The 16,361-nt window shown below is 56.8% G+C and carries 17 protein-coding genes; 8 read left to right on the forward strand and 9 right to left on the reverse strand.

Annotated elements, in window-relative coordinates; translation table 11 throughout:
* Positions 1-3: 3 nt before the first annotated feature.
* Positions 4-1,662, reverse strand: coding sequence for a Y-family DNA polymerase (locus ACRBB0_RS00405; RefSeq protein WP_431372404.1), 1,659 nt, complete (start codon positions 1,660-1,662; stop codon positions 4-6).
* 394 nt (positions 1,663-2,056) lie between these two features.
* Complete coding sequence (locus ACRBB0_RS00410) at positions 2,057-2,602, reverse strand: hypothetical protein (RefSeq protein WP_431372405.1); 546 nt, start codon at positions 2,600-2,602, stop codon at positions 2,057-2,059.
* A 334-nt stretch (positions 2,603-2,936) separates the two neighbouring features.
* Here ACRBB0_RS00410 and ACRBB0_RS00415 point away from each other — a divergent pair, with 334 nt between their 5' ends.
* Positions 2,937-3,425, forward strand: a complete 489-nt coding sequence (locus ACRBB0_RS00415) for an N-acetyltransferase family protein (protein ID WP_431372406.1) — start codon at positions 2,937-2,939, stop codon at positions 3,423-3,425.
* Here ACRBB0_RS00415 and ACRBB0_RS00420 read toward each other — a convergent pair.
* Together ACRBB0_RS00420 and ACRBB0_RS00425 are read right to left on the reverse strand one after the other, a co-directional pair.
* A complete protein-coding gene (locus ACRBB0_RS00420; RefSeq protein ID WP_431372407.1) occupies positions 3,422-4,402 on the reverse strand; it encodes a DUF3137 domain-containing protein in 981 nt (326 codons plus the stop codon). The two genes, ACRBB0_RS00415 and ACRBB0_RS00420, sit on opposite strands and share 4 nt — an antisense overlap.
* Positions 4,403-4,484: 82 nt before the next feature.
* Positions 4,485-5,411 carry an AEC family transporter gene (locus tag ACRBB0_RS00425; protein WP_431372408.1) on the reverse strand — a complete coding sequence of 309 codons (927 nt, stop codon included), beginning with the start codon at positions 5,409-5,411 and terminating at the stop codon, positions 4,485-4,487.
* 111 nt (positions 5,412-5,522) lie between these two features.
* Between ACRBB0_RS00425 and ACRBB0_RS00430 the strand changes: the two genes are divergently transcribed.
* The 6 genes from ACRBB0_RS00430 (at position 5,523) to ACRBB0_RS00455 (ending at position 10,940) form a co-directional block, all read left to right on the forward strand.
* Positions 5,523-6,413 (forward strand): CPBP family intramembrane glutamic endopeptidase, encoded by an 891-nt coding sequence (locus ACRBB0_RS00430; protein WP_431372409.1) that lies wholly within the window; start codon positions 5,523-5,525, stop codon positions 6,411-6,413.
* A gap of 96 nt (positions 6,414-6,509) precedes the next feature.
* On the forward strand, positions 6,510-7,451 hold the full coding sequence (accD, locus tag ACRBB0_RS00435; protein WP_431372410.1) for an acetyl-CoA carboxylase, carboxyltransferase subunit beta: 942 nt from the start codon (positions 6,510-6,512) through the stop codon (positions 7,449-7,451).
* Positions 7,448-8,722 carry a bifunctional folylpolyglutamate synthase/dihydrofolate synthase gene (locus tag ACRBB0_RS00440; protein WP_431372411.1) on the forward strand — a complete coding sequence of 425 codons (1,275 nt, stop codon included), beginning with the start codon at positions 7,448-7,450 and terminating at the stop codon, positions 8,720-8,722. Before accD ends, ACRBB0_RS00440 begins: the two co-directional genes overlap by 4 nt.
* A gap of 131 nt (positions 8,723-8,853) precedes the next feature.
* Positions 8,854-9,426 carry a rhodanese-like domain-containing protein gene (locus ACRBB0_RS00445; protein ID WP_431372412.1) on the forward strand — a complete coding sequence of 191 codons (573 nt, stop codon included), beginning with the start codon at positions 8,854-8,856 and terminating at the stop codon, positions 9,424-9,426.
* Between the two features lie 16 nt (positions 9,427-9,442).
* Positions 9,443-10,021 (forward strand): LysM peptidoglycan-binding domain-containing protein, encoded by a 579-nt coding sequence (locus ACRBB0_RS00450; protein ID WP_431372413.1) that lies wholly within the window; start codon positions 9,443-9,445, stop codon positions 10,019-10,021.
* A gap of 211 nt (positions 10,022-10,232) precedes the next feature.
* Positions 10,233-10,940, forward strand: coding sequence for a LysM peptidoglycan-binding domain-containing protein (locus ACRBB0_RS00455; RefSeq protein ID WP_431372414.1), 708 nt, complete (start codon positions 10,233-10,235; stop codon positions 10,938-10,940).
* A gap of 76 nt (positions 10,941-11,016) precedes the next feature.
* Here ACRBB0_RS00455 and zapE read toward each other — a convergent pair whose 3' ends face one another.
* Positions 11,017-12,087, reverse strand: coding sequence for a cell division protein ZapE (zapE, locus tag ACRBB0_RS00460; protein ID WP_431372415.1), 1,071 nt, complete (start codon positions 12,085-12,087; stop codon positions 11,017-11,019).
* A 139-nt stretch (positions 12,088-12,226) separates the two neighbouring features.
* On the opposite strand from zapE, the gene ACRBB0_RS00465 reads away from it, so the two are divergent.
* Positions 12,227-13,465 (forward strand): MFS transporter, encoded by a 1,239-nt coding sequence (locus ACRBB0_RS00465; protein WP_431372416.1) that lies wholly within the window; start codon positions 12,227-12,229, stop codon positions 13,463-13,465.
* Here ACRBB0_RS00465 and ACRBB0_RS00470 read toward each other — a convergent pair.
* From ACRBB0_RS00470 to ACRBB0_RS00485, 4 genes are read right to left on the reverse strand one after another with little or no spacing between them, the layout of a single operon-like run.
* Complete coding sequence (locus ACRBB0_RS00470) at positions 13,462-14,367, reverse strand: alpha/beta fold hydrolase (protein WP_431372417.1); 906 nt, start codon at positions 14,365-14,367, stop codon at positions 13,462-13,464. The genes ACRBB0_RS00465 and ACRBB0_RS00470 overlap by 4 nt on opposite strands.
* On the reverse strand, positions 14,364-15,272 hold the full coding sequence (locus tag ACRBB0_RS00475) for an ornithine cyclodeaminase family protein (RefSeq protein WP_431372418.1): 909 nt from the start codon (positions 15,270-15,272) through the stop codon (positions 14,364-14,366). The genes ACRBB0_RS00470 and ACRBB0_RS00475 overlap by 4 nt, the downstream gene beginning before the upstream one ends.
* Positions 15,269-15,889 (reverse strand): HAD family hydrolase, encoded by a 621-nt coding sequence (locus tag ACRBB0_RS00480; RefSeq protein ID WP_431372419.1) that lies wholly within the window; start codon positions 15,887-15,889, stop codon positions 15,269-15,271. Before ACRBB0_RS00480 ends, ACRBB0_RS00475 begins: the two co-directional genes overlap by 4 nt.
* Positions 15,886-16,353, reverse strand: coding sequence for a YaiI/YqxD family protein (locus ACRBB0_RS00485; protein ID WP_431372420.1), 468 nt, complete (start codon positions 16,351-16,353; stop codon positions 15,886-15,888). Before ACRBB0_RS00485 ends, ACRBB0_RS00480 begins: the two co-directional genes overlap by 4 nt.
* Positions 16,354-16,361: the final 8 nt, after the last annotated feature.

Raw genomic sequence — 16,361 nt, forward strand, 5'->3', positions numbered from 1 at the left:
GGATCAGGCGAAGGCCCCCTGACAAAACCATCCCGATGACATCGCGCCACCATGGGCATAATAGAGCCACAAGCGGTCGCCTTGTTCAGTCACAATGCGCCAATAATCACGCGGGCCCGTACGCCAGGCCGGCTCATCCAACCACCACTCTGGGGCAATGCGCTCGGGTCCCTTTGCCGCCAGAGTTTCAAATTGTCTGCTGCGCCATTGAAAGACCTCTGGCGGCGTGGGGCTGTCGTCTGCCGTGACCGCTTCAGATGGCCAGATCAAGAGGGGGCGCGGGGTTGGCGGTTCGGGCCAATCCTCGGCCGGGTCCGACCACGCGGCGGCCAGCACTGTGGCGCATTTTTCTGGAATGTGGCTACTGGCGGGGTGTTTGCGGGTAATCGCCTCCATCCCGATCCGCGCTCCAAGCCGCCCGAGGAGGTCTTCGAGCGCGGCACCGTGGTCTTTGCGCTGTTTACCCCGTGCGGCGGCGGCCTGGTGTCCGGCCATGCGGCGATCTTGCATGGCATCATGCCCCACCGCCTCAAGACGCAGCATGTCAATGCCCGGCCCGGCCTCGATCTCTGTCAATTTCATATGCAAAAGCGGCATCAACCGATGTGGGTCAACGCTCGCCACGGCGGCGCTGACCACTTGCCATTCGACCAAACCATCACAGCGATGTGCCTCGATCCGCAGCACCCGTGCCCCGCGTGATTTGGCTTTGAGTTTGCCGCACAGTTGCTCCAGCATCCGCCGCAATCCTGCGGCGACATCCTCTTCAAGGCCAATCGGGTCGGGAAAAGACAGTCGCACAGAAAACCGTTCGGGTGGTTTTGCGGGGGAGATGGGTTCGGGGGCGCTGCCGATCGCCTGATCTATCTTGTCGACCAACCCCCTGCCAAAGCGCCGCGCCAACCCGGCGCGCGGCTGCCCCATCAGGTCACCCACCCGGCGCAGCCCAAGTCGGTTAAGCTGATCGACCAATTGTGGATCAATGCGCAGGGCTGCAATGGGAAGCGGTGACATCACCTGCCAGGTTTTGCCAATCGGGGCGATGCGGTCCTGTCGGGCCGGGTCCTGTCCGTTGCGCGGAGCTGCACCGCCGCGGGTCCAATGGCGGCGTTTGCCCGCGCGCGATCTTGTGGCGCGAGCTTCTTGGTCGATGGCGTCGCCAGACCGATGCGAACCCGCCCTATCCTGCGCCGTGAAACGGGCCAAAGCCCAGGCGGCACCCAGTGTATCTGCGATCCCCATCCGAACCGACAGGCCGAGATCAACGCAATCAAGAGCGACCTGCTCGGCGAGCGTTTCTTCACCTCCAAACAGATGCGCGCAACCGGTCAAATCAATCACCAACCCGTCAGGCGGGGCCGCCGCCACCCAAGGCGAAAACTTGCCTGCCCAGCGATGCAACACCCCTAAAAACGCCTCTTCTTGGCGCAAACTTTGCGGGCGAGTGATCAGATCACCACACATGGCATAGGCATCGCGCAGCGGTTGTCGGAGGTGAATGCCCAGCTTTGAGGCCTCGGGAGACAGGGACGACAAGACCTGAGCTTGCCCTTCATCACGCACAATCGCCAATGGCTTGCCCAACAGATGGGGTTCGGCTCGGATCAGCCGTTCAGCCCCAAGTCGGGGAAACCAGAGGGAAAGGATACGTCTGTGGGCCATGGGAATCGCAAATTGTTCTCCATTTGTTCTAAATCACGTCAGCGCTGTGAGTCGAGTCTGCGATGTGGTTACACTTGCCCCATGCGAAGAACCCCATGCGAAGAACCCCATGCGAATACCCCCGCGCCAACAGCAGAGCGCAGAGCGAAATCACGACGCAAGCCCTCAAACGGTGCCATATGCGGTGCCGTCGACCCCGCATGGCGCGGATGGCCGTTATGACCAAAAGCCAGGGTGCTCGGGTCATCCTGGGCGAGAGGGCTAAGGAAAACGGCCAGTTCACGCCAAGCAAGCCGCCGTGGCGCGGGATGCGCAAAGCCGCTCCACTTGAGGTGGGTCCTGCGCGCGTGCCAAAACCGAAACCAGACAGGAGATTAACCCGTTGCGGTCTCAATCAAATCTGGTTCTGATTGCGGGTCTTCCAAGTATCCGGTTGTTCCAAAGATGGGGCAGGAACGACCTGGGGCATAACCTGATCAAGGTCCTCGGCTTGCGGGCGCAAACCAAACGGTGCCAAAAGCGTTTGGTGAGACTCGCCTGTAAGATGAAGCCCATCTAGGTTTTCTGTCTTTTCCACTTTTTCAGCCTGCGCCAAAGCAATTTCTTTTAACAATTGTTCTTTCAACTCCATCAAGGCGTTCAATTGCCGGGTTAAGGACTCTGCGATCTCTCCTTTTGCGGATTTCAGGCTGTTTCGGAGCGCGTCAATTTTTGCATCTAAGTCCTTGAGTTGATCGGTAAGCTTGATCTCAAAATTTCGAATGCTTGCAATCTCTTCGCGAAGCTCATCCACGGTCCGCTTGGTGGCAATCTGGTCCGAGGCTTTTGCCTCCTTTTGGCGCATAACAGTGCCAAAATCGCTATCTTTGTTCGGATTGGTCGTTGGCACCGCATGCCTGTGGTCAACAGGGCCCGCAGCTTGGGTCGGCAAAATCTGCATTGAATACTCCAAACATTCTGTTTGTTACCGGTGTGTTGGCCAAGGCTATGCGCAAGAAATGAAGAGATATTTTCCGACACACAAAAACCGCCAGATTGCTCCGGTTTTTTAGTTTGAATTTGCGCGAAATTGCTGCCGCGAAATTGCACAGGTGATTGTATTTGCATGACCGAATTTGCGCCTCCACCCCACGGCACCAGACGCGGCGCATAAAGGCGGAGATGACAGCTTTCGCTGTGTTTTGGTCTCTTGATCCGAACACCAACAGTATGACACATATTGGCGCGATCTTTCACGCAAAAGCCCCCTCAGTTTGGATATTTGGACAAAGACGATGACAGTTTCAATCCGCGCCTATGTTGCGCAAGACGCTCAGGCGGTTTTTGCAATGATCAACCCGGTGTTTCAGGCTGGCGATACCTATGCCATCGACACAGACATGAGCGAGGCGCAGACACTGGAGTATTGGACCGGCGGCGAAAAACAGGTGTTTGTTGCCCAAGAAGATGGAGAGCTGCTTGGCACTTATTATGTGGTGCGCAATTTCAAAGGCGCGGGCAGCCACATTTGCAATTGTGGTTATATCACTGCGGCTCGGGCGCGTGGCAAAGGTGTGGCGCGCGCGATGCTGGCACATAGCTTGGTTGCGGCCAAGGATCTGGGCTTTCGGGCCATGCAATACAATTCGGTCATAGCCACCAACACCCGTGCCATCGACACATGGGAACGGGCGGGTTTTGATGTTGTGGGGCGCTTGCCCGAGGCGTTTAATCACCCCGAACAAGGCTATGTGGATGCACTGGTGATGTATCGCAAGCTTTAGGTTTTGAGCTGGGCAATGATCCGACGGACCAAGTTTAAATCCTCAAAAACATTGTGCAATTCGTCAACCAGCGTTTCGACAGGTTTGTTCGCCGAGGGCATTTGAAGAAACGGGCGGCTACGCCCAAGTGCCAGCCATAAACTGTCGTCATGAAAACTTGCGCGCAAATCCTTGGGGCCGCCATCTGCTTCGGTTGTGGCAATCTCCATCAGATTGTCCAAAAACGCATCCGGCAAATAGGCAAGCGCGGCCTCGGCATCATCGGCATGCAGTTCGAAATGGTCTTCAAACTTGCCATGTCCGGTTTCTACACGTGGCATGCCGCGCCCGGACTTTCCCGAAAACATCCCGGCCAATTTGTTGCCTATTTTGCCGTAATCACGGGTGATTAACATGGTTGTCGGGGCGGGGTCTGGCAATTTGATCCGAAACAACAAACCTCGAAAAACCTGGGTGTCAGATCGGTCGCCGTCGGCATCGCGATCCTCGTCGATCAACCGCGCTTCGACCATGGCATAGTCGACGCCGTCATAGCTTCCATCAATCCGGTCTTCGAGATACGCCTTGGAATAGGATTTGATCAAAGACAGCGATTTTAACCGCCCGAGCGAAAATCCGTTCTGTGCCCGCCGATCATATCGCGTGTCCCCCAAGAAATCGCAAATCGGCGGCATAACGACATTCGAAATACTGCTGCCCCAACTCTTGGTTGCCGCCGAGCGGGCCATCGCCCCGACCCCAAGACCACCAAGGATTGCAACACCCACACTCACCCATTGAAGATCATGGCCGGGCAGGTTGGCATAGGCCCCCGCAGCCAATGCCAAGCCAACGCCTGCCCAAACCAGGAACTTGCGCTTGCCATTGGCCAGCATCGCGAGCCTTTGACTTTCGAGCATGTTCAGCTCAGGTTCGATTCTGTCATAAAACACTTCGGCAAACCCGTTTTCAATTGGGTGGCGTTCGATAAAATCCATGGCGAGAAAATGCCTTTGTTAGAAATTTCTATGCTGAGGCTATGCGAATGCATTTACGCTGTCAGGCCAGTAATACCTGACCCTAAATCGTGACGGCTGAAATGATCAGGCTGACGGTCAAGATGCTGACTGCGGTCGAGATCAAAATGGCGGCTGAGATACGTTGTGGTGCAATGCCATAATGCTGCGCGAGCATAAAAACATTGCCTGCAACGGGCAAAGCCGAGGCCGAAATCGCCACAGATGCGGCATAGGGATCGACGCGGAAAAAGTAAAAAGCGGCGCAGGCCACGAAGAAAGGATGCAAGATCAGTTTGGCAAAACTGATCCAGCCAGCGATTTGAAGTCGTTCGGCGGATTTTGTTGCCAAAGAGGCCCCGATGGCAAAGAGAGCACCGGGCGTTGCCGCATTTCCCAGCGTGGTCAAGAAGGAATTGATGACATCGGGCATATGCAACCCGCTGGCCGAAAAGCACAGCCCCAATGAAATCGACGTAATCATTGGATTCTTGACCAAGCCAAGGCCAATAGAGCGCACCACATCTGCTTTGGATCGGCCTTCCCGTGATCCTGTCACTAGAATGGTCAGCAGCGATGAAAACACAATCAGATCAATAGACAAGATCAAAATGATCGGGCCGATGGCGTCTTGCCCCAAGAGCACCGCCAACATCGGAACCCCAAGGAACCCGGTGTTCCCAATTGATCCAGCTTGGGCTTCGATTGCGGCCGTTGGTGTATCCAAGCCGCGCCAGAACGCCACCGCCATGACCACGCCGTAGACAAATCCTGTGCCCCACAAATAGGCGGCGGCCAAGCGTGCATCAAAGATTTCAGCGAGCGACAGGGTGGCAGAAAACCGAAAAAGCATCGCTGATAACGCAAAATAGAACACAAATTTGGTCAGATGCGCTGTTGCGATCTCGTCAAAGAAGCGCGTGCGGGCCGCGCCATAGCCCAGTCCGATTAAGCCGAAAAATGGCAATGTTTTGAGCAAGACATCGATCATATCTGGTTGGTAGCATGCCAGAGCGTCGCGTCAATCAATCGGCGCACAGACAAAAGTTGACAGCTGTCAACTTGTGACGATCATGCGTGCCAAGCCGAGAGAGACATTGTAATGAAATACGCCCCATTTGAGCGTTTGGTCACACCAGCCCGCCCGTCAGCCGGGCTGGGGCGTTTGGTGGTGGGGATCATAGTTATCATCTCTTTGCACTTTGCAGTGATCCAAGGGGTCTTTGCGGTGTTGCGCGCCTTTTTGTCTGCCGAGACCTTTTTTGATCTGGTTTCGGGTATTCAACGGGCCGACACAGCTGCGTCTTTGCTGGCCGTTTTGGTGTTAACCGGCAGCATGGGGCTTGGCGCGATTGTCGCGTGCGAGTTGGTGAACAAGCGCGCATTTATCGGCCTGATCGGGCCGCGCCGCGCCGCAACCCGGCAGTTTTGGCAAGTGCTGCGCATGTTGGCGCTTGTCACTTTGGCTGCGTTTGTTGTGCTGCGCTTTGTGAGCGCAGAGGTGTTGCTGCCCGGTGTTGCACTTGGGACGTGGTTGCAATTGTTGCCTTTGACACTTTTGGCACTTTTGATTCAAACCGGGGCAGAAGAGCTTGTCTTTCGCGGCTATTTGCAATCACAGCTGGCCGCGCGTTTCAACAATCCGGCGGTCTGGATTTTTGTTCCATCGCTGATTTTCGCGGTGCTGCATTATCAACCTGAAGTCTATGGGGCCAATGCCCGGTTTTTTGTCATCTGGTCGTTCCTATTTGGGGTCGCCGCTGCCGATCTGACTGCGCGCACCGGCACGTTGGGTCCGGCGATTGCCTTGCATCTCGCCAATAATTTCACGGCGCTGGGAGTGGTGTCGCTCAATGGCGATATGTCGGGTCTTGCGCTGTGGCAATTCTCCTATGGGCCCGAAGCTGAAGCCACCATTCGCGCCGACATGCCTGCCGAGTTTCTATTTATCGTGATTTATTGGCTGGCGGCGCGGCTGGCGGTGCGGGTGTGATTGCAATTTGTCGCAGCCGGGCTTAAATCAGGCCAAATCGCTGATTGGGGCCGCTTGGGGTCAGCCAGTGAATGACAAATTTCGGCAGGGTGCTCTATGAACTGGATCTCAAACTACGTTCGTCCACGTATTAACTCGATCTTTTCGCGCCGCGAAGTTCCTGAGAACCTTTGGTCGAAGTGCAGCGAATGTGGCACGATGCTGTTCCACCGCGAGATCAGCGACAACCTGAATGTCTGTTCAAATTGCAGCCACCACATGCACATCACCCCGCGTGACCGTTTTCACGCGCTGTTTGATGGCGGCGTGTATAATGAAGTCGACGTGCCAGAGCCGATCACCGATCCTCTGCAGTTCCGCGATCAAAAGAAATACCCTGACCGCATGAAAGCGGCGCAGAAAAAGACCGGCGAAAAAGAAGCCATGCTGGTCGGGACTGGCGAAATTGGTCGCACGCCAATTGTGGCCGCTGCCCAGGACTTTAGCTTTATGGGCGGGTCGATGGGCATGTATGTGGGCAATGCGATTGTCGCCGCCGCAGAAGAGGCTGCGCGACTTGGCCGTCCGTTTGTGTTGTTTTCCGCCGCAGGCGGTGCCCGGATGCAAGAAGGTATTTTGGGTCTGATGCAAATGCCGCGCACAACGGTTGCGTTGCAGATGCTCAAGGAAAAGAACCTCCCTTATATCGTTGTTTTGACGCATCCAACGACGGGTGGTGTAACTGCTTCATATGCGATGCTCGGGGATGTGCAGATTTCCGAGCCCAACGCGTTGATCGGTTTTGCAGGTGCGCGGGTGATTGAGCAAACCATCGGCGAAAAACTTCCCGAAGGCTTCCAGCGTGCCGAATATTTGCTGGAACACGGGATGCTTGATCGAGTCACCGATCGCCGCGAAATCCGGGATGAGCTGATCGTGATTTGCCGGATGTTGATGAAGCAGACCCCGCCAACATGGGGTGACCTTCCGGCCCCCGGACCCGAGGACATGGCCCAAGGGGCTGACACTGACCAAGCCGATAAGGCCAAAAAGAAATGACGAGTGCCGGATCAGACGTCATCCTTGAGCGGATGATGGCGCTGCATCCCAAGGTGATGGATCTGGTCTTGGATCGGGTCTGGCGGTTGTTGGGTGCGCTGGGCAATCCCGAACGCGATTTGCCGCCAGTGATCCATCTGGCTGGCACAAATGGCAAAGGCTCGACCCAAGCGATGATCCGCGCGGGCCTTGAGGCGGCAGGTCGCCGCGTGCATGCTTATACGTCGCCCCATCTTGCGCGGTTTCATGAACGAATTCGTTTGGCCGGAGAGCTGATTTCCGAAGAGGCGCTCAGCGCCATTCTGGATGAATGTTATGCGGTCAATGGCGGCGAGACGATCACCTATTTTGAGATCACGACCTGCGCGGGTATCTTGGCGATGGCGCGTTGTGAGGCGGATTTCACTTTGCTGGAAACGGGGCTCGGCGGGCGTCTGGACGCAACGAATGTTGTTGAAAAGCCCGCGATGACGGTGATCACGCCCATTTCCATCGACCACGAACAATTTCTGGGCAACACCTTGACCAAAATCGCCGGTGAAAAGGCCGGGATTATCAAGCGCGGTGTGCCCTGTGTTGTTGGTCCCCAGCCGGATGAGGCGATGGATGTGATCGAGGCGCGCGCGCAGGCATTGGGTGCGCCGCTGATCGCGCACGGCCAACATTGGCACGTATATCAGGAACGCGGGCGTTTGGTCTTTCAGGACGAAACCGGCCTGTTGGACTTGCCATTGCCGAACCTTCCGGGGGCGCATCAAATTCAGAACGCCGGGGCCGCCTTGGCGGTGCTTCGGCATTTGAAAATGGGCGAGACTGCGTTCGAAGGGGCGATGACGGATGCGGATTGGCCGGCTCGGATGCAGCGTTTGCGGGCCGGTCCCTTGGTTGCGGCCGCGCCTGACGTAGAGCTTTGGCTGGATGGCGGGCACAATCCTGCCGCCGGCGAGGCACTGGCCAAGCATTTGGCAGGTCTGCCATCCCGCCCGACCTTTTTGATTTGCGGCATGCTCAACACCAAAGACGCCAGCGGATATATGCGCCCTTTGGCAGTGCAGGCGCAGCAGCTGATCGCGGTCTCTATTCCCGGCGAAGCCAACACTTTGCCCGCCGAAAAAACCGCCGAGATGGCTCAGGGTGTCGGGCTTGATGCGACAATTGCCCCGAATGTGGCGCAGGCATTGGCGAAAATCACCGCCCAAGAGCCCACCGCACGGGTGCTTATCTGCGGCTCTTTGTACCTTGCGGGCCATGTTTTACGTGAAATCGGCTGAAATGACGCTGAAACACAGGGAAATGATCCTTGTGGTTGGCCCCAGCATATTGACTGATTCGTACGCTCTGCCCTATATTTTGAATTAAGTATAACAAGTGACGGCCAAAAAGGCTGCCAGAGGACGAGCAGATGAACCATGGTCTTTTTCTGACCGCAGTTGCCGCGATTGCGCTGGCTCTGCCGGTTAGCGCACAAGACAGCCGTATTTCTGAGGATCGTGATCGGTTTCAGATGACGGTCAACGGTGCTTCGATCTCTATTTTTCGGTCCGGGGCTGCCTGCCCACCGGCCTGTCTGCAACCGATGCAAGCCGCACCAGGTGTTGGCACCATTGGCGAGCTGGAAATGCTCGACTTTCTAGAATTGTTTGTGGCTGGTGGTTCGGGCCTTTTGGTCGATACGCGCCTGCCCGAAGGCTATGCTGCCGGCACAGTGCCAGGTGCCGTCAATGTCCCTTCAGCAACACTGCGCCCCGGCAATCCCTATCGGGATGATCTCTTGAATGCGCTCGGCGTGCGCTCGGGCGATTTTTCTGCGGCGTTTGATTTGGTGGTCTTTGGCACCGGCCCGGATGATGCGGATGCCGCCGAGGCCGTCCGCAGTCTCTTGGAGGCCGGATATCCGGCGACCAAGTTGAAATATTACCGCGGTGGTTTGAACGCGTGGGTGGGTCTTGGCCTGAGCACAGCGGCAAGCCGATGAGCGCGAGGAGTAGATTATGATTAGAATGGTTCTTCTGGCCCTTGGGTTTGTCGTCGTGACGGTGGCTCTTGTGGTGCTTCAACCCGGTTCAGGCCGACGTGCAGACCAAGACCCGCTGCCCGAACCGGTTGTTACACGTGCTGAACCGGCCCTTTCTGCGCCGGTCCCAGATCAGCAACCCGCTGGCGTTTCGCAATTGCCGCCGGCTCCGGTTGTGTCGCAAACACAGCGCCCTGTCGTTGTGGCCGCGCCCCAGGGTGACATGGATGATCAATCGCTGCGTAAAATGACGTGGCAGACGTTGTCGAGCCTCAACCATGCAACGGGCCGCGAAAGCGCGCCGGGCCAACCCGGAAGCCTGTTGCACACAATCGTGCGCCGTTCGTTGGACGAAGCGCCAAACGGGGCCGTGCCCACGGCGACTGTGACACCACAAGTTTACGTTGTGCAAACCGGCGACAGCCTCGTGTCTATCGCTGAACGGATCTATGGCGACGTTAATATGACCGGCCCCTTGTTTGCAGCAAATCAGACGATCCTAAGCCGCCCAGACGATTTGCGTGCCGGTCAGACCCTCATTTTGCCTATCAAATAGACCGCAAGCCCTTGTGGTTGTTTGCATGTGTCATTCATAGCACTTGACGTGCTTACTAAATGTTGACGGCAATCAGGTGATTCGCCTATAACCAAGCCAACCGCTTCGAAAGCTGCCACTTTCATAAATCGCGGTTCTTTGGGGGAATACACATGGTTTCGCATCGTTTCGTCGGCCAGTCCGACAACGTGCCCGGCTTTTGGGGGCACGCATGATCCGGCTTATCGCTTTGTCTTTTGGCACCGTCACAATGGTGGGGGCCGTTCTTTGGGGATTGGATGACCGATCAACCTCTGGGCCCAATGACTTCAACGAAGTGAGCCGTTCGGAACCCGCGACTCTCAGCTTGCAGCCTGCTCTGGTGCAATCTGGTGTTGTGTTGAGCGAACCGGTGAATGTCGCCCCAACGCCCGCACCGGTTGTGGCCGCGCTTGAGGTTGAAGTTGCACAAATTCCGCCGGTTCGCCCGGTGGCCCGTCCCGCAAATCTACGCCCACAGGTTCCGGCCGTGGTCCCCGTTCCGGCTGCGCCCAAACCGGCCGCTGTGCTGACGACGCCTCCCGCACCAAAAGCCGCGGTCAAAGACGACGCAGTTACGGTCATGAGCTATGGCATCATCGGTGCGTTTCAGGCGCAGGGTGCTGCGATGACCGGCACGCCAGTCCAGGTTACTCCGACACCTGAACCCGTGGCCCGAATTCGTGCCCTTGCGGATGAGCAAACCGCCGCCGCTGAAGCCCCCAAAGCCATCGTGCGCACCTACACGGTCAAGGAAGGCGACAGCCTGCCCGGTATCGCGTTTCGGTTTTATGGCACCACGGTAGCCTATTTACAGATTCTGAACGCCAATCCGGATGTTCTGGCCGATCCTGGTGAACTGCGCGCCGGTATGGTGCTGCGCGTCCCTGAGACAAATTGAAGAGATAATAAGCAGGCAGACTATAAGCCAAAGAGCAGTCTTCAGGGTCCTACGGGACCCTGATTTTTGTCTGCGATTACTTTTTGAACGCCTGCGCCCCCCAATCGGCACTTTGCATTTCCCGCAACCGGCTGGCGGTCCGTTCAAATTCGAAGCTACCTGACCCTTCGACATATAGCATCTCGGGCTTGGCTGCTGCCGATGCGATAAGGCAGACATTCGCTTCGTACAAAGCATCGACCAGCGTGACAAAGCGTTTGGCTTCGTTGAAGTTGCCGCGACCAAGTTGCGGAATGTCCTCGATCATCAAAACCCGTACGTTTTCGGCCAGTTTCAGGTAATCGCCGGGGCCGAGCATCTTGCCACACAGATCATAAAACGGGGCCCGTGCAACGCCGTTATGATAGCGCGGTAATTTCACCTCGCGGCCTTTGACCGTCAACGTCAGCGCTTCCTCAAGCCCATGGGTCAATTCCTCCCATAGGATGTCCATTTGCTTGCGGGCATCGGCATTTGCCGGGCTGAAATAAACCTGCGCGCCTTGCAGACGGTCCTGCCGGTGGTCGCGTTCAGAAATCAGCTCCTTGACCACCATTTTGTCTTTGAGTTGGTCAATAAAGGGCAAGAATAGCTGACGGTTCAGCCCATCTTTGTACAGGTCATCCGGGATCCGGTTGGACGTCGTGACAATAACGCAACCTGCTTCGAACAATTGCTCAAACAAGCGGCCGACGATCATCGCATCGGTGATATCGGTGATCTGCATTTCGTCAAACGCGAGCACGCGCACGGCGTCACTGACGGCTTTGGCGACAGGCTTGATTGGATCTTCGACACCATCGGACCGAAGCCGATGCATATCGGTATGAATTTCTTGCATGAAGGCGTGAAAATGCACCCTGCGGGCGGGGACATCCAGCGCATCAACAAACAGGTCCATCAACATGGACTTGCCCCGACCAACGCCACCCCACAGGTACAATCCCTTGGGCGGCTCTGGCGCTTTGCGGAAAAAACCGCGTTTCACGGGTTTGGCTAATTCGTCGCGAATGCGTTCCAACTCAGGCAAGGCGGCCAGTTGGGCATCGTCGCTTTTGAGTGTGCCAGCAGCAACGCGGGCGTGATATATATCGAGCAGGCTATCCATAATGCGGGCTTATCCAAACTTTCCGGCAAAGGGTAGTGGGCAAAAATGCATAAACAATCCTTATGTGAACCATGAAATATTTCGATTTGACGGAAATGTTTTGGTTGGTCAGGTTGGCTCGGCTATAGGAGCGCACATTATGCCAAGCCGTACCCCATTGTTCACACCGGTTCTGTTGATCGGATGTGCGATTATTCTCGTCTCTTTTGCCATTCGGGCAAGTTTTGGGGTGTTTCAAATCCCGATTGCCGATGAGTTTGGGTGGCTGCGGTCTGAATTTAGTTTGGCGATTGCCATTCAAAACCTGGCCTGGGGCATTGGGCAGCCGATCTTTGGCGCATTGGCGGAAAAAATGGGTGATAGCAAAGCCATTGTTTTGGGCGCTTTGACCTATGCGGCGGGGTTGGTGTTGTCGAGCATGGCCATCACCCCGGAAGCGCATCAAATGTACGAAATCTTGGTGGGTTTCGGCATTGCAGGCACGGGGTTTGGCGTCATCTTGGCTGTTGTTGGCCGCGCCAGCAGCGACGAGAACCGCTCCATGAGCCTTGCCGTCGCCACGGCGGCGGGCAGCGCGGGGCAGATTTTCGGCGCCCCGGTGGCCGAATGGATGCTGAGCGCCATGCCGTGGCAGCAAGTTTTCCTGATTTTCGCCGCGGCCATCCTGTCGGTTTTGGTGCTGCTTCCGCTGATGCGGGCCCCTGCGGCCTCCAAGGCTGAACTGCAAGAAAGCATGGGGGCAATCCTTGGCAAAGCTGCGCGCGATCCGTCCTTTACGCTCATCTTTCTGGGCTTTTTCAGCTGCGGATACCAATTGGCGTTCATCACGGCGCATTTTCCTGCCTTCGTTCGGGAAATGTGTGGGCCGATCATGGCGGGCGGGTTGCTTGACAGTATCGGGATTTCGACAACGTCGATGCTTGGCGCGGTGTCGCTGTCGTTTATCGGCGTGTTCAATATCATCGGTACGCTGAGCGCTGGCTGGCTTGGAAGCCGGTATTCCAAGAAATACCTGCTGGCCGGGATCTACACGTTGCGCACCATAATTGCGGCGATCTTTATTCTGATGCCGATCACCCCGATAACTGTCATCGTCTTTTCGGCAAGCATGGGCGCGCTTTGGCTTGCGACTGTGCCCCTGACATCCGGTCTTGTGGCGCATCTCTATGGGCTGCGTTATATGGGGACTCTGTACGGGATTGTCTTCCTGTCCCACCAGATTGGCGGTTTTCTTGGCGTTTGGCTGGGCGGCAAGATGTATGACATCTATGGCGATTACACGATGGTTTGGTGGATCGGGGTTGGGGTCGGGGCGTTCAGTGCCCTCGTACACCTGCCGATAAAGGAAAATCGCGCGCCCAAGGCTGTTGCGGCTTAAGCCTCTTCCTCGAGCGCGACAACGATCTCGTCCACATGTGTGTGCGGCAAACCATGGCCGGCCCCGTCAATCACGACTTGGCGCGCATTTCGGTTCCACTGTGTCAGTGTGCCAAGCGCGCGAAGCGGGATAACCTTGTCGTCGCGGCCCCAAATGGCGGTCACAGGCAGATCGGTCGCTGCCAAGCTGCGATGCGTGTTTTCTTGGGTGGAGCGAAGCGTGCCGCGCAGAGAGGACAGGACAGATCCGACAAAGCCGCGCCGCCCCAATTCGGCCAATTGCTCATCAAGGATTGCTGTTGGTTTGCTCCCTGATTGAGCTTCCCGCTTTAGCTGATCACTCAGGCGGCGTGGGTAGATGAGGTGAAAGGCCCAATCCCCGATCAAAGGTGTTGCCACGGCCCAGCGTGTTGGGCGGTCCAAGTCGATGGTCATCCCGGCAGGTGCCAGCAAAATGAGTTCGCGAAAGCGATCTGGGTCAGCGGCAGCCGCATGCGAGGCGATGCACCCACCCATGGAATAGCCAAACAGGGTGACATCATCTGTGATGCCTTGATCTGCCAAAAGGTCGGTCAATTGTTGCGCAAAGAATTCGGGTGTCTGGCGTTTCTTTGGCGTGGCCGAGGCACCGCGACCATAGAGGTCGTAAATCAAAACCCGGTACCCCATCAGAGCAAGTTCTTCGGCGAGATCATGATACACGATCGACGGTGTCGACAGCCCATGAACACAAACCGCGACCGGTCCGTCTTCTTCTCCAAACCACTGGTAATGTGTGGCTCCCTCTGACAGCTGAGCCATTGGGGTGGCTTTGGGTTTGGGGCGGCGTTTGAATTCGCGATAGATCGGCAATGCGGCTGCGCTAAACAGACCTGCTGTGATAACCAGCCACACAAAAATCATGCGGCATTCCAGCGGTCAAAAATGTAGCGGCTGACCATCAGATCAAGATGCGCGCCGCCGCCGTTTTTGAACAGCGTGATGTCGTCATCACTGTGCCGTTTGAACGCGGTGATGTCGTAATAGTCTGCCAGCACATGGTCACGGGTGATCGCGCCCGACGCAAGTGGGTCTTTGAGTTCGCCAATATGTTCGAGCGTTGTGTCAAAGCTGTCGACGAACACTCGGCTGCGTTGCAAGGCGGTGTCATCGGCCTCGCGCATGTCAGGCCGATAGGCCCCGATCAGGTCAAGATGCGTCCCCGGTTGGAGCCAATCTCCGCGAATAAACGGCGTAGAGGCCATGGTTGCCGATGTCACAATATCGGCCTCGCCGATGGCGGTTTCGAGATCGGACATCCAATCCAGCCCCAGATCGTCTGCCATGGCCTGACCCGAGGCTTCCGAGCGGTTCCAAAGTGCAAATGTGGCCTGAGGGAAGGCGGCGGAATAGGCCGCGTGAAGAGACCGACCCACGGTCCCCGCGCCGACAATCAAGATGCGCTTGCTGTCGGGGCGGGCGAGTTTGCGCGCCGCCAAAAGGCTGTCGCCAGCGGTTTTCCATTTGGTCACAAGGTGGAAATCCACAATCGCCTCAAGCCCGCCGTGGCTGTCGGAAAATAGATTGACCGCACCGTTGACCATCGGGTCACCCTTGGCCGGGTTGCCGGGGAAAATCGTGGCGGCTTTGACCGCGAGGCCCAGCCCGTCAATCCAAGCGGATCGGTTCAAGAGCGTGTCTTGGCCGCGATACAAAAACGTATCGGTGATGTCGGCTTTGGGCAGGGCATGACCAGCTTCGATGGCGTCGGTCAATGCGAGCCAATCAAGCTTGGCCTCACCTTCGGCAAAGGGGATATAAGTGATCATTTGGCTTGCTCCGGTGTCAAAAGCCGATGCCGCACAAGGCAATCGGCCCAACCTTGTGACCCTTCAAAATGATGAACATGCCAACCCCGCGCCATGGCGGCATTGATGTTGTCGATACGGTCATCGGTAAAGAGCAGCGCCGCAGGATCAAGTCCGCAGTCATCCTCGACCATCTCATAAATGCGCGCCTCGGGTTTTATGACGCCCATGTGGCCCGACACATAGGCATGGTCAAACTCGTTCAAAAAACCATAAACCGGCGTTGCAATCGCCCAGGTTCCAATGCCGAAATTGGTCAGGGCAAAGACCTTGGTGCCCTGCGCGCGCAATGCCCGGAGCAAGCGGACAGACTGCGGGATCGCAGGTTTGGCAAGCTCAAGCCAATCATCATGCCACATCCGTATTTCATCACGAAACTCTGGGTAATCCTCGGCGGTGGCATAGATGGTGTCGCGAAAATCGCCCCCCCGGTCGACGGCGTCGTTCATACCGTGCAGGTCCACCGCGGCAAACATCGCGCGGCGGCGGTCTTCGCCGATTTTGGCGTCATAGTAGCGCTCGGGCTGCCATTCGATCAGCACATTGCCGATGTCGAAAATCACTGCTTGGGGTGTCATTGCCCTGCCTCTTTCTTTGCGGTTCTAAGCGCGCGCTCCAGGGAATCCAAAAACCGCGAGCGGTCAGCCTTGGAAAAGCTTTTGCCTCCGCCCTGGCGAAACGGATCAGCTGAGCGGAGATCGGACATCAGATCACGCATCGCCAATTGCTGGCCGATATTGGCCTGGTTCAGGGCCGATCCATCATGGCGCAGAACCTGCGCGCCTGCTTCGACACATTTCGCCGCCAAGGGCATGTCGCTGGTGACCACCACATCGCCTTTGCCGGCGCGATCTGCGATCCACATGTCGGCAACATCCGGGCCGTCCGGCACGATCACGGTTTCGACCAAAGGATTGGCTGGCGGGCGCAATCCGCCGTTTGAGACAAGCTTCATAGGAACCTTGTGGCGGGTGATGACGCGCTCGGCCTCGGCTTTGACCGGGCAGGCGTCGGCGTCAATATATAGGGTGGTTTGGGTCATGAATCAGG

The organism is Pelagimonas sp., assembly GCF_050633425.1.
GTDB lineage: Bacteria > Pseudomonadota > Alphaproteobacteria > Rhodobacterales > Rhodobacteraceae > Pelagimonas.